Origin of the sequence: Bradyrhizobium uaiense, assembly GCF_010811875.1 — a bacterium.
Taxonomy (GTDB): Bacteria; Pseudomonadota; Alphaproteobacteria; order Rhizobiales; family Xanthobacteraceae; genus Bradyrhizobium; species Bradyrhizobium uaiense.
The window spans coordinates 1-15,413 of record NZ_VKHP01000225.1 but is presented as its reverse complement, the minus strand read 5'-3'; the positions used below and the strand labels follow the sequence as shown (position 1 = coordinate 15,413).

The window sequence follows — 15,413 nt, the reverse complement described above, 5'->3', positions numbered from 1 at the left end:
CCGCCGTCACACCGGTGAAGCCGGTGCCGGTGATGGTCACAGCCGTACCGCCGGGAGCCAGTCCCGATGCCGGCGAGATCAACGTCACCGTCGGCGCCACGGCCGCGACCAGCTTCACGGTCAATTCCGCGACGTCGATCACCGCGACGGCGCCCGCCGGCTCAGCTGTCGTCGATATCAGGGTGACGACCGCAGGCGGAACCTCCGCAACCTCGGCCGCGGATCAGTTCAGCTACCTGGCGGCGCCCGTGATCACGTCGATCTCGCCGACAACAGGTCCTGCGGGGGGCGGCACCTCCGTAACCATCGCCGGATCAGGTTTCGGTGGAACGACGGGCGCCGGCGCAGTCAGGTTCGGTGCTGTGAACGCGGCCAGCTACACGGTCAATTCGGCGAGCTCGATCACGGCCGTCTCGCCACCCGGTACGGGCACGGTAGACATCGTCGTGACCAACAATTCGCAGGCGTCCTCCGTCACGGCCGGCGATCGCTTCACCTATCAATCGGCAACGACGCAGACCGCGCTGGCGTCATCACAGAATCCGAGCCAATTCGGGCAATCCGTGACGTTCACCGCAACCGTCACCGCGTCCGGCGGAACTCCCGCGGGCACGGTCACATTCGCCGACAGCGGCGCAACGATCGGCTCCGCGACCTTGTCGGGCGGCGTTGCGACCCTCGCCGTCTCGACGCTTGCGATCGGCAGCCATACGATCACCGCGAGCTACGGCGGCAGCACCACGTTTGCGTCCAGCAACTCACCGTCGCTTGCGCAGACGGTCAACGTGCCGATCGACAGCGTGCGATTGCGGGCACTTCAGCTCAACGTCACCAAGATGGTGGCGCAGACATCGGGCCAGGCGATATCAGGCGCGATCGACGACGCGATCGCCGACAGCTTCAACGATGGCGGCGCCTTCATGACACCGGGCAACGGACGCATCCGGTTCAATTTCTCTGCCGATCCGCGCGATGGCGATGGGGCCGAGCCAGCAACGAGCACACCTGGTTTCGCCAGCAGCGCGTTTGGCTCTGACGGACGCCGCGACGCATCGTCGTTCGGTGGAGCGCGCCGCAGCGGCCCGCGGGTCGACGATGCCTTTGCAGCGATCGCTCAACAGATGCCGAAGAAAGCGCCTCCGAAATGGCAGGAGGAGAAGCAGTGGCTGCTCTGGGCCGACGTGCGCAGCGCGAGCCTCGACCGCTGGGGCACGACGAACGCCAACGGCGTGGCGCAGGCCTCGCAGGCTTCGCTCTACGGCCAGCAGGTCAATGCGTTGATGGGCCTGACCTACAAAGCGACGCCGACCCTGGCAATCGGTGTCGTGGGCGGCTGGGAAACCTTCAGCTACACCGAGCAGGACATCAACGGAAAGCTCAAGGGCGATGGCTGGACCACCGGCACCTATCTCGGCTGGAAGATCCTGCCGACGCTGCGCTACGACGCGGCCGTCACCTACTCCGGCATCGGATACAATGGCATCGCCGGCACCGCGCAGGGCAATTTCACCGGCGAGCGCTGGATGTTCGCGACCGGCCTGACCGGCACATACAAGACCGCCGGCTTCCTGATCGAGCCGTCCGCGAGGGTCTATGCGCTCAGGGAGCATCAGAACAGCTACGTCGACTCCCTCGGGACCCAGCAAGGCACCCACGACTTCATGAGCGGACGCGCCTCGGGGGGCGTGAAGGCCGCCTACCCGGTGCCGTGGCTGGACAGTGGCATCGTGCTCACCCCGTTCGCCGGGCTCTACGGCGACTATTACTTCAACAAGGAAGATAGCGGCGCGATCCTTGCGGCAGGTGGCCTCCCGCTCGCATCGACACCCCTGCTGCAAGGATGGTCGGCGCGTGCGACCGGCGGTCTCGCAGCGCGCTTCCCCGGCGGAGCCGGTGTCGCGATCGGCGGAGAATTCGGCGGCCTTGGCAGCAACACCCAGATCTGGACGTTGAGCGCGAAAGCAAATGTGCCGTTCTGATATCTGCGCGGAACTTCTCGGACGAGCATTGCCTGCTGTCGCGAAGCAACTGCGAGATACGAGCTCAATTGCGCACGAACTACAGTAACGTTCTCGGCGCCAACCGGTAGGCCGGCGAACTGTTCGACACGAAACTGCCGTTGCGGCAGCATCGAAATAGTCCCGTTCATCACCAAACGCGGTGATTATGGGTCCGGGCTCTCGCCAGGACGACGGCAGTGAATGTGGCGCGTTGGCGCGATGACGGCGAAGCACGCCCTACCTGCTCAAGCCGCCGTCGGCTCGCTCGACAGCGCGGCGAACACCGTCTCGGGCGAATGCGCGATCACGGCAAGCAGTGCGCGGGCGGGGCCGCGCGGTGCGCGCTTGCCCTGCTCCCAATTGCGGATGGTTTCCACGGGCACGCCGAGCTTGGCGGCGAATTCGAGCTGGGTGAGCCGGGCCCGGCGGCGCAAATCACGCACGGCCGGCTGGGCCGCCGCAGGCTGCATCGCCGCGTCGGCCGGATGCGCGGGCACAAGCGGGATTTCCTGCCCGTCGCGCAATTCGACGATCCGTCCGTCCGCCTTGAGCCGCAACCGCTGCATGATGGCCCCCGTGATGGCCCCTTGGAGATAGGGCCATCATCCGCCAACCCCGTTAAGGCGCGATTAACGATAAGCCGCCCCCAAGGGCAATCGCACATGGCTACGAGGCGCGGCGCGGTTTTCTGAATAATAGAATAATGCCGCTGATTTGCCCGACATGTCAAGTTGCCGTGTCGAATGCCGGTATGCCGCCGGCTACTTTGCATGGGGTTGTTTTCGATATTTTGGCAGTGCGCCCCTGCGGAGGCAGGCTATGTGCGATAGCCCTGCCCCCGGGACTCCGACCTATTTCAGCCCGAACCACAGCGTGGCGATGCCGAGGAACGAGAAGAAGCCGACCACGTCGGTGACGGTCGTGACGAAGGTGCCGGAGGCGACCGCGGGGTCGGCCCGCACCCGTTCCAGCACCATCGGGATCAGGATGCCGCCGAGCGCGCCGGCGACCAGATTGCAGATGATCGCAAGCCCGATCACGATGCCGAGGCCCGGGATCTTGAACCAGGCCACCGCGGCGATGCCGGTGATGACGGCAAACGCAATGCCGTTGACGAGCCCGACCATGGTCTCGCGTAGCACCACGCGCATTGCGTTGAACGCACCGAGCTCGCGGGTGGCGAGCGCGCGCACCGCGACCGTCATGGTCTGGGTCGCGGCATTGCCGCCCTGGCTCGCCACGATCGGCGCCAACACCGCGAGCGCCACCATCTTCTCGAGCTGGCCCTCGAACAGGCCGAGCACCGACGAGGCGAGGAATGCGGTCGCGAGATTGACCAGCAGCCAGTTGAAGCGGCCGCGGGCGATGGTCCAGACCGTGTCGGACAGCTCTTCGGGATGGGTGACACCGCCGAGCGCCTTCAAGTCCTCGTCGGCCTCCTCCTCGATCACGTCGACGACGTCGTCGATGGTGATCACGCCGACCAGCCGGTCGGTGGTGTCGACCACGGGAGCCGCGACCAGATTGTACTTGCCGAACATCCGTGCGACCTCTTCCTGGTCCTCCAGCGCCGAGACCCGGCGGCGGTCCTCGTCGATCAGGTCCTTGACCGGAACCGGGCGGCGCGCACGCAGCAGCGCGTCGAGCGGCATCGCGCCGAGCAGGTGCCTGTCGGCGTCGACCACATAGATCTCGTAGAACCGCTCGGGCAGATCGGGCGTGTCGCGCATGTAGTCGATCGCCTGCCCGACGTTCCAATCCGGCGGCACCGCGATGAACTCGGTCTGCATCCGTCGGCCGGCGGAATTCTCCGGATACAGCAGGCTGCGCTCGATGTCCTCGCGCTCGGCCGCCGGCAGCTTCTCCAGGATCTCTTCCTGGTCCTCCTCGTCGAGGCTTTCGAGGAGCTCGACGGCGTCGTCGGATTCGAGCTCGCGGACGCCCTCTGCAACCGTCTCCGGCTCGAGTTCCTCGAGGATCTCCTCGCGGACCGTTTCGTCGACCTCGTTGAGTGCCGAAAAATCGAAATCAGCGCCCGTGATCTCGACCAGCGTGACCCGGTCGTCCGGCTCCAGCGCGGCGATCAGGTCGCCGAGATCCGCCTCGTGCAGTTCCGCGACCACCTCACACAGCAGCGGCCGGTCGGCGGCGTGGATGGCCCGGGTGATCTCCGCGACGAATTCGCCGCGGAGCTGGCCCTCCTCGTCCCGCATCGGCATCCGGGCCAGGGGGTCTGCCTCGGCGGGCTCGGCAACGTCGATTTTCTCGGCCATGCCGTGTTTCGCCGGTTTGACAGGAGGGGAAAAACTGGTTGGATGAGTGCGGAACGGATTACCTAATCGGTGGGGCCCAGTGCAATGAGAAATATGTTGAGCGCACCGCGACCGATCCTCAACATTGTCGCGGCGCTGATCTCGATCGCGCCTCTCGCGCTCATCCCGATCGCGCCCCTTGCGCTGATCGGCGCGGCGCACGCCGCCGAGTGCTCGCGCAACGACGCGCTCGGCACCTCACGTGTGCTCGAGGTCGACCCTGCGACCTATCCGCGCGTTGGACTGAAGAGCTTTCCGCAGACCCTGCCGCTCAGGGATGGCGAGGTCGTGCTGACCTTCGACGACGGGCCGACACCTGGCGTCACCGACAAGGTGCTGACGGCGCTGGCAACCGAATGCGTGCAGGCCACCTTCTTCATGGTCGGCCGCAACGCGGCGGACCATCCCGATATGGTCCGCAAGATCGCACGGCTCGGCCACAGCATCGGCTATCACAGTTGGGACCATCCGCATCTCAACAAAATGCCGACGGATCTGGCCGAGGCGAACATCAATCGGGGGATCGAAGCGGTCCAGACGGCCTTGCGCGGCACCGCGAGCACGGTCCCGAGCACGCCGTTCTTCCGGTTCCCCTATTTCGAGTCGACGCCCGCGCTGCTCGATCGTCTGGAAAAGCGCGGTATCGCGGTGTTCGGAGCCGATTTCTGGGCCAGCGATTGGAACAAGATGACCCCCGAGGAGGAACTCAAGCTGCTGACCGGGCGGCTCGAAGGCCACCGCAAGGGAATTATCCTGCTGCATGATCCGCAAATGCGGACAGCCCAGATGCTGCCGGCCTTTCTAAGGTATCTGCGCGAGCATAATTATCACGTCGTCCACATCGTCCCGGCAGCGATGAAAACCGTGTCCGACCGGACACATTGAACCCGGGCCCCGAGCTGGATTACAGACTGTTAAGGCGGCGTTCATGGCGCCGCACCTAAGGATTCGTCAGTGCGTTTGGAATGCGGCCGAGATTTGATGATTGCAAACGTCCTGGTGATGATCCGGAAGCGGTCGCGGACCGTGATCGGCGCGGCGCTGCTGGGCTGCGGCTTGATGACGCCGTACGTCGCCCTCGCCGCGGATTGCCCTAACCCTAACGCACTCGGCACCTCGCGCACCCTCGTCGTCGATCCCACGGAGCATCCGCGGATCGGCACCATGCAGTATCCGGAGACCCTGCCGCTCGCCGACCATGAAGTGGTGCTGACCTTCGACGACGGGCCGCTGCCGAAATACAGCAACCAGGTGCTGGCCATTCTTGCAAGCCAGTGCGTCAAGGCTACCTTCTTCACCATCGGCTCCCAGGCCCGGTTCAATCCGGAGGGCGTGCGCAAGCTGATCTCGGCCGGACATACCGTCGGCACGCACAGCCAGAACCATCCGTTGACGATGAACAAGATGCCGCTCGAGCGGGTGCGGCAGGAAGTCGACGACGGCATCGCCTCGACGCTCGCAGCGCTCAATGGCGACAGGAGCAAGCTGGCGCCGTTCTTCCGGATTCCCGGCCTGATGCGCGCCGAGATCCCGGAAGCGTATCTGGCGTCGCAGGGTATCCAGGTCTGGAGCGCCGACTTCCCGGCCGACGACTGGCGCCACGTTTCGCCGCAGCGGGTCTACGATCTCGCGATCCAGCGCATCGAGGCCAAGCGCAAGGGCATCCTGCTGCTGCACGACATCCAGCCGCGCACCGTCGCGGCGCTGCCGCGCATCCTCAACACGCTGAAGGAGCGTGGCTATCGCATCGTGCACGTCGTGCCCGCGACGGCCGACCGCCCGGCGACGCCGACCGAGCCGCAGCAATGGCTCATGCATCCGCCGACCGAGACGGTAGCGACCACGCGCTGGCCGAAGATTCCGAACTTCGTCTTCACCGCGACGCGGACGCTGCCCGCACCGGTCTTTGCCGACATGGACTGGCGCGATGCCGACATCCTCGACCACGCGCAGCACGCCCGCGTCGCTGTGCCGGTCCGCACGCCGTGGCCACAGCCGCAGCTCACGCTGCTCGCGCCGGTCTCGACATTGCCGATTCCCGCGGCCGACGTGTTTCGCGTTCCCGAAGCACTGGACCTGACCCTGCTCGCGGCCCGCTCGGCCGCCAGTCGCCGCCTCGCACAGCGCGCAACCGGTCCAGCCGTCGGTGCGCCGCGTGCGCAGGCGATCTCCGCGCAGCAGGCCAGGCATCCGAAGCAGGCCGCGCATCAGATCCCCGCTGCGGGTCACGGCAGGATCCACGGCACGCCCATGCGTGTCGCACCGCCGGCTGCGAACAATGCTTCGGTTCGCATCGCCAAGCGCACGCCACGCGCCGAAGCCTCGGCCGCCGGCAAGCGCGTGCCTGACTAGCGCGCGATCTAGCTGGCCACGATCTTGGCGACGCAGAGCAGGATCACCAGCGCCAGGAAAAAGATGTCGATATAGGATTTGATCTCGCCGGCATGCCTGAGCGCGGTGACATCGCCGACGATCTGCTTGCGCGAGGCCGCCGCATGGGGCCCCTCGCCGGCCACCGCGGCCAACCGCCGCAGGCGCTCGATGCGCTGGAAAAAATAGAACGAGCGCAGCCCGGAGAAGGCATGCATCGCCGCATAAACCAGAATCAGGATCGCCACCCTCGCGCGCTGCTCATATCTCTCCAGAAGGTTCAGCGTGAAATAGACCAGCCCCAGAAACACGAAGTTGGAGAGGACACGGTAGGCGTAGCTGGCAAAGATCATCAGGCACTCCGGGTGGGCAGGCTTGGGCCGCGCGATCGGAAGGTGCAGCGGCCCTCCGGCCGGCAGCGCCGAACCAGCCAGGCCATGCATCCGCGAATCTATCCGACCGGTGTTACAGGACCGCATCGGCCGGCACCTTCACCAACCGCTCCAGATCTGGGGCCGACCGACGCGAAGGCCGGCACAGAGGCGAGCGGCTACGCTTCGAAAAGTTCAGCGATTTCAAGGATCAGCTGAGGTGTGGTGCGCTCGGAGGGACTCGAACCCCCACGGTGTTACCCACTGCCACCTCAAGGCAGCGCGTCTACCAATTCCGCCACGAGCGCTAGGATGCCGGATGGAACCCTAAGGCGCCGCCGCATCGACGGGGCCATGTAACAAATCATGCATGCAGGGACAAGGCGATTAATGCGCGAATTAACCGCGAACTCCGGGAGATTTCGGCAGCATTTGCTTGACCTCGACCGCAATCCGGTTGCGGTCGACCAGAACCACGCCGCTGGCGACGGGCAGGTTGTTGGCGAGGATCTTGACCTCGTCGGCCTCGGTGGCATCCAGTTCGATGATGGCGCCGCGGGACAGCCGCATGACCTGGTGAATCGGCATGGTGGTGGTACCGAGAACCACCATGAGATCGACGCTGACTTTATCGAGCGTGGGCACTTCTGAACCGCCGAACGGGAACTAAATTGTGGGTTCACCTGACCACGTTAGGGTTAGCTAATGGTTAACGACCGCCAAAGCCTCGATTTGACGACCTTTGCGCGCCCTTCGGGCGGCGAAGCGGTCGAATGGCGGATTGCGGACCGCCCGGTGCCCTACCCCGATTCTCTCGCTGCGATGGACGCGCGAGTGGCGGCGATTGCCGACGGATCGGCGCCTGAACTGGTGTGGCTGCTCGAGCATCCGCCGCTCTATACCTCCGGCACCAGCGGCAAGGCCGACGACCTGCTCGATCCGCGCTTTCCGACCTTCCAGAGCGGCCGCGGCGGCCAGGTCACCTATCACGGCCCGGGCCAGCGCGTGGCCTATGTGATGCTCGACGTCAAGCGGCGCCGGCCGGATGTCCGCGCCTACGTCGCCTCGCTGGAGGAATGGATCATCCGCACGCTCGCCGCCTTCAATGTGCGCGGCGAGCGCCGCGAGGATCGCGTCGGGGTCTGGGTGCGTCGCCCGGACAAGGGGCAAGGCTACGAGGACAAGATCGCCGCGATCGGCGTGCGGCTGCGCCGCTGGGTCTCGTTCCACGGCATCGCGATCAATGTCGAGCCGGATCTTTCGCACTTCCAGGCGATCGTGCCCTGCGGCGTGGTCGATCCGCGCTACGGCGTCACCTCGCTGGTCGATCTCGGATTGCCGGTCACGATGGCCGATGTCGACATCGCGCTCCGGCAGGCATTTGCCGAGGTGTTCGGCGACACCGCAACGCGCCTGCCGGAAACGACCGGCTAGACCTCACGCCGCCTTTTGCGGCGCGACCTCGAGCTTGCCGGCGATGTAGCGGCGCTCCTGGGTCAGGCCGCCGAAGCCGTAGGCATCGCCCTTCACTTCATCGACATGAGCGTAGCTCTCGGTGTGGAGCGGCCCGAGCAACTCGCCCATCCGCTTGAACAGTGCCGCGAGATAGGCCGCCTTCTCGTCCTTGGTGTTGGTGCCTTCGGTGACGTGGATGTCGAGCCAGTAGCTCGCGAGCCCCTGCTCGGCGAGCGACTTACCGCCGGCGAACCAGTCGGCGGCGTCGGCCGACTTGACGATGATCGCAGTGACCTTGGGATCCTTGTGCAGAATCCCTGCGGTCAGGTCCGAGACAGCGGCAGCGATATCGGACTTCAGCGACGGCGACTGGCGCGAGGTCGCGTAGGTGACGGTGATAAGGGGCATGATCGGTCTCCTTGAATTCGGTTGGCGCGGGTCAATCGCGCCTCCTCTAGCTAGACCTTTACGCATCATCTTGGTATCTTATCTATATGGATAGCAATGATAACGATCATTGATCATGACGACCACGCTCGACATCGATACCATGCAGGCCTTCCTCCTCGTCGCCGAGTTGCAGGGCTTCACGCGCGCCGCCGAAGCGCTCGGCACTACGCAAGCGGCGATCAGCATGAAATTGCAGCGCCTCGAAACCGTGCTCGGCAAGCGGCTGGTCGAGCGCTCGCCGCGCGCGGTGCGGCTGACCGCTGATGGTGCGGCCTTCCTGCACCACGCCCGCGCACTGATCGAGGTGCATGACCGCGCGCTATCAGGCGAGAAACCGGCGCGGCAGCAGCTCACGCTCGGGATCAGCGATCACGCGGCAGGCCCGGAGCTGGTGCCGCTGCTGGAGCGGTTGCACGCGATGGCCTCCCAACTTGCACTCGCCGTGACGATCGGTTTCTCGCGCGAAATGCTCGATGCCTACGATGCCGGCGAACTCGACGCCGTGATCGTACGCCAGGAAGGCAGCCGGCGCGGCGGCGAGAAACTGACCGAGGACGAATTCGGCTGGTTCGCCGCCAAGCGCTTCGTCTGGCCGCGCGGCGACGCCTTGCCGCTGGCGGCCCTCGCGCCACCCTGCGGCGTACGCGCCCTGGCCGTGCGCGCGCTCGACAAGGCCGGCATCGCGTGGACGGAAAGCTTCATCGGCGGCGGCGTCACCGCGGTGGTATCAGCAGCACTCGCAGGACTTGCCGTCGCGCCCCTCGTCCGCCGCATCGCGCCGCCGGGCCTGATCGACATCGGACCAACCCACAAGCTCCCCCGGCTCGGCGCATCAAAGGTGATGCTGCATTCCAAGGTCAGCGATCCCGCGAAGCTGGCGGCATTGCGGACGCTGGCTGCGACGTTCCGGAGCGTCGCCGCAGCGACCTGACGAGAACGACCATGCGGACTCAGGAGGAATATTCGCCGGCCTCCAGCTCTCGCACGACAAACCAGTAGGTCAGACCTGCGACGAATCCGGCTACAGCGAACAGGCAACCAAGTCCCGATGTCCAGACTGCCGGAGATCGCAGCAGGACGCTGATGCTCAACGCGCCGATCACGGTGCCTGCGCAGCCGAAGAACACGGCCGATCCGATCAGAAGCTCTTCGCCCACCCAGATGACGATCGCGGCGGGAATAGCGGTCAAGAAACAGGTGACGACGAAAACCAGGAATGAGGGAAGCAGAAGCGCGACGATGCCTCCCAACAATCTCGTTATGTCGCCACCGGACATGATAATCAGAAGGGTCTGGGCAACGCCGGAAAGCACCGCGGTCGCGGCGCCACAGCCCGCCAACCAACCTCCGAAAGCGCGCGAACAGGTGCTGGACATCGTGCCCTCCTCTACAGGATCGCCTCGAATGCGCTGCGCAGGGTCTCGTGCCGGAACACAAAACCATTGCTGAGCGCCTTGTTCGGCAGCACACGTTGGCCGCCGAGCAACAGCTCGTTGGCGAAGTCGCCGCCGACTGCGCGGAGCAGCGCGGCAGGCACGCGGAAGATCGCGGGCCGGTGCAGCCGGCGCCCCAGCTCCTCGGTGAATTTCGTGTTGGTGACCGGGATCGGCGCGGTCGCGTTGACAGGGCCGGACAGTTCAGGCTTTGCGATCACATGCGCGATCAGGCGCACCAGATCGTCGCGCTCGATCCACGACATCCACTGCTTGCCCGAGCCGAGCGGTCCGCCGAGACCGAATTCGAACGGCGTCAGCATCCGCGTGATGAAGCCGCCATCGGTGCCGACCACGAGGCCGATCCGCAAATTCGCTACGCGAACGCCGTGCTCGGTGGCGGGCTTCGCCGCATTCTCCCAGGCCTCGCACAGCTCGTGACTGAAGCATGCGTGGGATTTCGCCGACTCCGTCAGCACCTGGTCCTGCCAGAGCCCGTACCAGCCGATCGCGGAGCCGCTCACCAGCACCGACGGCTTGCGTTCGAGCCGCGCGATCAGCTTGACGACATCGGCCGTCATGTCGATCCGCGAGGCGAGGATCCTGCGGCGCTTGGCCTCGGTCCACAGGCCGTTGCCGATCGGCTCGCCCGCGAGATTGACGATGGCATCAATCCTTGTGTCGGCCGGCAGCTGGTCGAGGCGCGTGATCAGCGTCACCGGCGGCGGCAGCATCTCGGTCTTCGCCGGATTGCGGATCAGCGCAATCACCTGATGGCCCGCTGCCGTGAGGCTGGCAACAAGGCGACTGCCGATGAAACCGGTCGCGCCGGTCACCAGCACGGTCTGCCGCGCCGGCAATTTCTCGACCAGCGTCGCAGCCGGCACGCTGGCCATCCGTCCCAGCCGCCTGGCGGCGGCAAAATCGCGCGCGCCGAACAGCGCGGCACCGAGGGCCGCAGCGGTTGCGAACACGCTAAGCAGACCCGCATAGGCCGGCACGACGGCCGTCGGCAGCATGGCCCAACCGATCAGGATCGGCACCAGCAGCACGAGGATGGCGCCGTAATTGATCGCGAGCAGCGTATGATTGATCCGCTCGCTCGGCGGCAGCTTTCGGCTCAGATCCTCCTCGACGAAATCCATCAGCGTAATCACGATTTCGACGACCAGCACGACCATGATGGCGATCGCGATAATGCCGTGCACCTCCAGCCAGCCGAGCACGAGGAACAGCAGCGCATAAAGCATGTTCCGCACACTGTGCAGCTGCAACTCATGGCGCTGCGACGGGCGCCAGGCCAGCCGCTCGGTGAACTCGTGGTGATAAAAAGTGTCGAACGCGCCCATCGCGATCTGGATGGCGACCAGAATCCAAAGCAGCGGCGTCATGATGTGGCCTCCCTGAACACGGCAGACTGACGGATCAGCCGGCCGAAACGCGGGTGGATGATCTCCAGCGTGAAGCGGAAGTCGCCGCAGCCGAGATCGGAATGGGTCACGGTGAGATCGCCGGGCGTGAGCCATTCGGGCAGCGGCAGGCGAAACGGACCGAGCTGCAGCGAATAGCCGACGCTGTGAAACACCAGCGCCTCATGCTCCACCGCGATCCGCAGCGCCATGCTGACGCCGAAGCCGACATATTCCTCGAGCCCGGTCGGACCGGCGAAACGCTTGGCGGAATGGATCACCTGCGGGAAGCCGTCGCGGCGCGCGCAGATGCGGGTCCATATCTGGCCGCCGCTCGCGGCATCCTCGGTGACCGTGACGATCATCGGTACACCGGTCTCGCTGCCGGTCGGGAGCGGCCCGCCGATCAGCCGCGCGGCCTGCGCCAGCCACCAGCCGGCGCGGCTGCTCGCGGCTTCCTCGACCTCGCCGACATAGACGACGGTGTTGCCGTCCTCGAACCGCGTCGAGAAGCGCCGCCAGATTGCGACCGGCAAGCGGCCCCAATCCTCATTCGACAACAATGCGCGAAAGCGATGATCGTCGAGCAGTTTGGTATCGGAAGCCGGCGCTGTCTTTAAGGTGGATATCCTTGCTGACGCCATCGCACACTCCCGTTACGCCGCCGCCCCTATTTGGCTCTGCCTGTCGGCAGGAAACTCACGATCTTCTCGCCGAGCTTGATCAGCGCGACCAGGCGCGGCCGCGGCACGTTCAGCATCTGCGTGTACCAGCGGTCGACCAGCTCGGTGAATGTCAGCATCTCCTTCAGCCGCTTGCTGGCGAGCGGAGAGATGGCCGGATCGTCGGCCGCGTCGGAGACGCAGGCCCGCAATGCTGCAAGCGCCGGATCGATCTCACGCTCCTTGCGCCCGGCCGCGATCTTGGCCGCGACCTCCCAGATGTCGGTCTCGGCCTCGAAATGGTCGCGACGATCGCCGAGGATCGGCACCCGCCGGATCAACCCCCAGGACAGCAATTCCTTGATCGAATTGGAGACGTTGGAGCGCGCCATGCCGAGCGTGTCGGCGATGTCCTCCGCCGTCATCGGCGCCTCGGCGAGGTAGAGCAGTCCATGGATCTGGCTGACCGAGCGGTTGACGCCCCACTGGTCGCCCATATCGCCCCAATGCAGGATGAAGCGCTCTACGACGGCGGGGAGTTTTTTCTTGGCGGTTATTTCTGTCATGACAGAAATATCAGACCATTCGGAGCGAATGTCAAGGGCGGCCTCCGCCGCCGCAGGATGAGGGATACGTCGCAATTCGAGGCGTTGGCGCCGGCGGATCACTGGGTCATACTTCGAAGGCGGCTTCTGCCCGTGACGGCCAGGATGGCCGTCCGGTTTTCGCGAGGGAATGCATATGATGGCTCCCCTTTCCGACAAAATCTTCGCGGGATCGGTCCCGCAGCTCTACGACCAGCTCATGGTGCCGATGATTTTTGCGCCCTATGCCCGCGACCTCGCGCAGCGCATCAAGGGCCACCGGCCGCGCGACCTGCTGGAGATCGCGGCGGGCACCGGAGCCGTCACCACCGTGTTGGCGACGGAATTGCCCGATACGCAGATCATCGCGACCGATCTCAACGAGCCGATGCTGGCGCAGGCGAAGACGCATCTCGCGGGCAAACCGAACATCCGATGGCAGCAGGCTGATGCGCTGTCGCTGCCCTTTGGCGATGCGAGCTTCGATGTCGTCGCCTGCCAGTTCGGCGCGATGTTCTTCCCCGACCGCGTCGAGGGTTACGCCGAAGCACGGCGTGTGATCAGGCCCGGCGGACGGTACTTCTTCAACGTCTGGGACAGGATCGAGGAGAATGATTTCGCCGACGTCATGCAGCAGACGATGCACAGGGTATTTCCGAGCAACCCGCCGCAATTCATGGCGCGGACGCCGCACGGCTATCACGATCCGGCGCGCATCCGCGCCGACCTGACCGCTGCCGGCTTTCGCGACATTGCCATCGAGCTGGTCACCCAGCGGAGTCCCGCCGCTTCGCCCCAGGATGTCGCCATCGCCTACTGCCAGGGCACGCCGATGCGCGGCGAAATCGAGGCGCAGGGTCAACCGAGCCTCGAGGCTGCGACAGAGCGCGTGGCGGAGGCGCTGGCACGCCGCTTCGGCAACGGCCCCATCGATGGAAAGATTCAGGCGCTGGTGATTTCGGCCGCTTAGACCGTCGGCAGGAAGGCGAACCGCTCGCCCGCCCCGCGCAGGTTCAGCAGGTCAGGCGTGCCGGCTCCTGCCTGTACGCGGTCGACCCGCGCCGAGATCGGACCACGGCCGCACGCCTTGATCATGTCGGCAACGACGTCGTCGGGGCCGGCGAACACCGCTTCGACGCTCCCGTCGCGGCGGTTGCGGACCCAGCCTTCGAGGCCGCGCGCGTTGGCATGTTCGTGAACCCAGGCGCGATAGCCGACGCCCTGGACGCGTCCGGTGATGGTGACGTGGCGGATCGCGCCGCTCACTTTTTCAGGCCGAGGAGTTCGCCGCTGCGCGCCTTGGTCTCCGCCTCGCGCATCACGCGGCTGGTCAGTTCGGGGGACGCAATACCCTTGAGGTTCTTCGGCGAGGTGCCGTCGCGCAGCGCCTTCAGCGTCTCGTAGACGGCCTGGGTTGCGGCCGCGAACGGCGCGTGGCCCTGCAGCGCGATCCTGACGCGCTGGCTCGCCAGATAGTCCAGCCCGGTCATCTCCTCCGGCGCGCCACCGAGCACGATCGGCAGCGTCGTCGCCGCCGAAATCGCCTCCAGCTCACCGCGCGACTTGATGCCGGTGAAGAACAGCCCGTCGACGCCGACCGCCTGATAGGCCCGCGCGCGTGCGATCGCGTCGTCGAGATCAGTGATCGAGACGGCACCGGTCCGGCCGAGGATCACGAGCGACGGGTCGCTGCGCCCGTCGAGCGCGGCCTTCATCTTGCCGACGCCCTCCTCCAGCGAGATCAGCCGGGTCTTCGGCTGGCCGAACGCCTGCGGCAGCAGCGTGTCCTCGATGGTGAGGCCGGCGGCACCGGCAGCTTCCACTTCCTGGACGGTGCGGCGGACATTGAGCGCGTTGCCGTAACCGTGATCGGCATCGACGAGCACCGGAAGGGTCGACGCCCGCGACATGCGGCGTATCTGTTCGGCGAATTCGGTCAGTGTGATCAGCGCAATGTCGGGATCGCCGAGCACGGCGAGCGAAGCCACCGAGCCGCCAAACATGCCGAGCTCGAAGCCGAGATCCTCCGCAATCCGGATCGAGGTCGCGTCGTAGACCGAGCCCGGGCGAACGCAAATTGATCCGTTGAGGATCGATCGCAGGGATTCGCGGCGTTTGCGGAAGGCCATGGTGCTGTCTCCATCCGCGTCATTGCGAGAAGCGAAGCGACGAAGCAATCTATCTGTCGTCATACGCGGTTAGATGGATTGCTTCACTTGCGCTCGCAATAACGGTGCTAAGCGAACTCCAGGATCAGCGCATCGACCGCGAGCGTGGCGCCGGCGGCGGCGTGGATCTTCTTCACCGTGCCGTCACGCTCGGCGCGCAGCACGTTTTGCATCTTCATGGCTTCCACGACTGCCAAGG

The 15,413-nt window shown here is 65.6% G+C and carries 19 protein-coding genes and 1 tRNA gene; 6 read left to right on the top strand and 14 right to left on the bottom strand.

The annotated features are described in order from the left end of the window. The coding region (locus tag FNJ47_RS54825; protein ID WP_430649447.1) for a hypothetical protein at window positions 1-61 on the bottom strand (61 nt) is incomplete at its 3' end. Here FNJ47_RS54825 and FNJ47_RS36640 point away from each other — a divergent pair. Then, window positions 33-1,979: an Ig-like domain repeat protein gene (locus tag FNJ47_RS36640; RefSeq protein WP_430649446.1), complete on the top strand. Its 1,947-nt coding sequence runs from the start codon at window positions 33-35 to the stop codon at window positions 1,977-1,979. The two genes, FNJ47_RS54825 and FNJ47_RS36640, sit on opposite strands and share 29 nt — an antisense overlap. A gap of 266 nt (window positions 1,980-2,245) precedes the next feature. Here FNJ47_RS36640 and FNJ47_RS36635 read toward each other — a convergent pair whose 3' ends face one another. Further along, the gene (locus tag FNJ47_RS36635) at window positions 2,246-2,566 is read right to left on the bottom strand and encodes a helix-turn-helix domain-containing protein (RefSeq protein ID WP_163160752.1); all 321 of its coding nucleotides are present in this window, start codon (window positions 2,564-2,566) and stop codon (window positions 2,246-2,248) included. 285 nt (window positions 2,567-2,851) lie between these two features. Next, the gene (gene mgtE, locus FNJ47_RS36630) at window positions 2,852-4,273 is read right to left on the bottom strand and encodes a magnesium transporter (RefSeq protein WP_163160751.1); all 1,422 of its coding nucleotides are present in this window, start codon (window positions 4,271-4,273) and stop codon (window positions 2,852-2,854) included. 93 nt (window positions 4,274-4,366) lie between these two features. Between mgtE and FNJ47_RS36625 the strand changes: the two genes are divergently transcribed. Together FNJ47_RS36625 and FNJ47_RS36620 are read left to right on the top strand one after the other, a co-directional pair. Further along, window positions 4,367-5,197, top strand: coding sequence for a polysaccharide deacetylase family protein (locus tag FNJ47_RS36625; protein WP_236000296.1), 831 nt, complete (start codon window positions 4,367-4,369; stop codon window positions 5,195-5,197). Window positions 5,198-5,293: 96 nt separating this feature from the next. Then, the gene (locus tag FNJ47_RS36620) at window positions 5,294-6,664 is read left to right on the top strand and encodes a polysaccharide deacetylase family protein (RefSeq protein WP_163160749.1); all 1,371 of its coding nucleotides are present in this window, start codon (window positions 5,294-5,296) and stop codon (window positions 6,662-6,664) included. An 8-nt stretch (window positions 6,665-6,672) separates the two neighbouring features. Here FNJ47_RS36620 and FNJ47_RS36615 read toward each other — a convergent pair whose 3' ends face one another. From FNJ47_RS36615 to FNJ47_RS36605, 3 genes are all read right to left on the bottom strand, one after another. Next, the gene (locus FNJ47_RS36615) at window positions 6,673-7,035 is read right to left on the bottom strand and encodes a hypothetical protein (RefSeq protein ID WP_163160748.1); all 363 of its coding nucleotides are present in this window, start codon (window positions 7,033-7,035) and stop codon (window positions 6,673-6,675) included. 241 nt (window positions 7,036-7,276) lie between these two features. Beyond that, a tRNA-Leu gene (locus FNJ47_RS36610) sits at window positions 7,277-7,361 on the bottom strand. A gap of 91 nt (window positions 7,362-7,452) precedes the next feature. Next, the gene (locus tag FNJ47_RS36605) at window positions 7,453-7,698 is read right to left on the bottom strand and encodes a FliM/FliN family flagellar motor switch protein (protein ID WP_076831216.1); all 246 of its coding nucleotides are present in this window, start codon (window positions 7,696-7,698) and stop codon (window positions 7,453-7,455) included. Between the two features lie 60 nt (window positions 7,699-7,758). Between FNJ47_RS36605 and lipB the strand changes: the two genes are divergently transcribed. After that, complete coding sequence (gene lipB / locus FNJ47_RS36600; RefSeq protein ID WP_163160747.1) at window positions 7,759-8,487, top strand: lipoyl(octanoyl) transferase LipB; 729 nt, start codon at window positions 7,759-7,761, stop codon at window positions 8,485-8,487. A 3-nt stretch (window positions 8,488-8,490) separates the two neighbouring features. Here lipB and FNJ47_RS36595 read toward each other — a convergent pair whose 3' ends face one another. After that, window positions 8,491-8,916 (bottom strand): tautomerase family protein, encoded by a 426-nt coding sequence (locus FNJ47_RS36595; protein WP_163160746.1) that lies wholly within the window; start codon window positions 8,914-8,916, stop codon window positions 8,491-8,493. Window positions 8,917-9,031: 115 nt separating this feature from the next. On the opposite strand from FNJ47_RS36595, the gene FNJ47_RS36590 reads away from it, so the two are divergent. Continuing rightward, window positions 9,032-9,889: a LysR family transcriptional regulator gene (locus FNJ47_RS36590; protein ID WP_163160745.1), complete on the top strand. Its 858-nt coding sequence runs from the start codon at window positions 9,032-9,034 to the stop codon at window positions 9,887-9,889. Window positions 9,890-9,908: 19 nt separating this feature from the next. Here FNJ47_RS36590 and FNJ47_RS36585 read toward each other — a convergent pair whose 3' ends face one another. Genes FNJ47_RS36585 through FNJ47_RS36570 form a run of 4 tightly spaced genes read right to left on the bottom strand, consistent with a single transcriptional unit; the run spans window position 9,909 to window position 13,028 of the window. After that, on the bottom strand, window positions 9,909-10,334 hold the full coding sequence (locus FNJ47_RS36585; protein WP_163160744.1) for a hypothetical protein: 426 nt from the start codon (window positions 10,332-10,334) through the stop codon (window positions 9,909-9,911). Window positions 10,335-10,345: 11 nt separating this feature from the next. Next, window positions 10,346-11,782, bottom strand: a complete 1,437-nt coding sequence (locus FNJ47_RS36580) for a TIGR01777 family oxidoreductase (protein WP_163160743.1) — start codon at window positions 11,780-11,782, stop codon at window positions 10,346-10,348. Continuing rightward, a complete protein-coding gene (locus tag FNJ47_RS36575) occupies window positions 11,779-12,444 on the bottom strand; it encodes a DUF4166 domain-containing protein (RefSeq protein ID WP_163160742.1) in 666 nt (221 codons plus the stop codon). The genes FNJ47_RS36580 and FNJ47_RS36575 overlap by 4 nt, the downstream gene beginning before the upstream one ends. Before the next feature lie 26 nt (window positions 12,445-12,470). Then, complete coding sequence (locus FNJ47_RS36570) at window positions 12,471-13,028, bottom strand: GbsR/MarR family transcriptional regulator (protein ID WP_163160741.1); 558 nt, start codon at window positions 13,026-13,028, stop codon at window positions 12,471-12,473. Window positions 13,029-13,203: 175 nt separating this feature from the next. Between FNJ47_RS36570 and FNJ47_RS36565 the strand changes: the two genes are divergently transcribed. Continuing rightward, a complete protein-coding gene (locus tag FNJ47_RS36565; RefSeq protein WP_206685385.1) occupies window positions 13,204-14,016 on the top strand; it encodes a class I SAM-dependent methyltransferase in 813 nt (270 codons plus the stop codon). Here FNJ47_RS36565 and FNJ47_RS36560 read toward each other — a convergent pair. The 3 genes from FNJ47_RS36560 to FNJ47_RS36550 all read right to left on the bottom strand — a co-directional run. Continuing rightward, entirely contained in the window at window positions 14,013-14,312 is a 300-nt protein-coding gene (locus tag FNJ47_RS36560) for an acylphosphatase (protein WP_163160739.1), read from the bottom strand. The genes FNJ47_RS36565 and FNJ47_RS36560 overlap by 4 nt on opposite strands. Further along, window positions 14,309-15,175 (bottom strand): isocitrate lyase/PEP mutase family protein, encoded by an 867-nt coding sequence (locus FNJ47_RS36555; RefSeq protein ID WP_163160738.1) that lies wholly within the window; start codon window positions 15,173-15,175, stop codon window positions 14,309-14,311. The genes FNJ47_RS36560 and FNJ47_RS36555 overlap by 4 nt, the downstream gene beginning before the upstream one ends. A gap of 107 nt (window positions 15,176-15,282) precedes the next feature. After that, window positions 15,283-15,413: acyl-CoA carboxylase biotin carboxyl carrier protein subunit (locus FNJ47_RS36550; protein ID WP_163160737.1), on the bottom strand; the 131-nt coding region annotated here is incomplete at its 5' end.

What these genes read in the sequence shown, in the direction of transcription:
- FNJ47_RS36640 (WP_430649446.1), top strand. Translation starts at nt 33, where the DNA reads ATGGTCACAGCCGTACCGCCGGGAGCCAGTCCCGATGCCGGCGAGATC.
- FNJ47_RS36635 (WP_163160752.1), bottom strand. Translation starts at nt 2,566, where the DNA reads ATGCAGCGGTTGCGGCTCAAGGCGGACGGACGGATCGTCGAATTGCGC.
- mgtE (WP_163160751.1), bottom strand. Translation starts at nt 4,273, where the DNA reads ATGGCCGAGAAAATCGACGTTGCCGAGCCCGCCGAGGCAGACCCCCTG.
- FNJ47_RS36625 (WP_236000296.1), top strand. Translation starts at nt 4,367, where the DNA reads ATGTTGAGCGCACCGCGACCGATCCTCAACATTGTCGCGGCGCTGATC.
- FNJ47_RS36620 (WP_163160749.1), top strand. Translation starts at nt 5,294, where the DNA reads ATGATTGCAAACGTCCTGGTGATGATCCGGAAGCGGTCGCGGACCGTG.
- FNJ47_RS36615 (WP_163160748.1), bottom strand. Translation starts at nt 7,035, where the DNA reads ATGATCTTTGCCAGCTACGCCTACCGTGTCCTCTCCAACTTCGTGTTT.
- lipB (WP_163160747.1), top strand. Translation starts at nt 7,759, where the DNA reads ATGGTTAACGACCGCCAAAGCCTCGATTTGACGACCTTTGCGCGCCCT.
- FNJ47_RS36595 (WP_163160746.1), bottom strand. Translation starts at nt 8,916, where the DNA reads ATGCCCCTTATCACCGTCACCTACGCGACCTCGCGCCAGTCGCCGTCG.
- FNJ47_RS36590 (WP_163160745.1), top strand. Translation starts at nt 9,032, where the DNA reads ATGACGACCACGCTCGACATCGATACCATGCAGGCCTTCCTCCTCGTC.
- FNJ47_RS36585 (WP_163160744.1), bottom strand. Translation starts at nt 10,334, where the DNA reads ATGTCCAGCACCTGTTCGCGCGCTTTCGGAGGTTGGTTGGCGGGCTGT.
- FNJ47_RS36580 (WP_163160743.1), bottom strand. Translation starts at nt 11,782, where the DNA reads ATGACGCCGCTGCTTTGGATTCTGGTCGCCATCCAGATCGCGATGGGC.
- FNJ47_RS36575 (WP_163160742.1), bottom strand. Translation starts at nt 12,444, where the DNA reads ATGGCGTCAGCAAGGATATCCACCTTAAAGACAGCGCCGGCTTCCGAT.
- FNJ47_RS36570 (WP_163160741.1), bottom strand. Translation starts at nt 13,028, where the DNA reads ATGACAGAAATAACCGCCAAGAAAAAACTCCCCGCCGTCGTAGAGCGC.
- FNJ47_RS36565 (WP_206685385.1), top strand. Translation starts at nt 13,204, where the DNA reads ATGATGGCTCCCCTTTCCGACAAAATCTTCGCGGGATCGGTCCCGCAG.
- FNJ47_RS36555 (WP_163160738.1), bottom strand. Translation starts at nt 15,175, where the DNA reads ATGGCCTTCCGCAAACGCCGCGAATCCCTGCGATCGATCCTCAACGGA.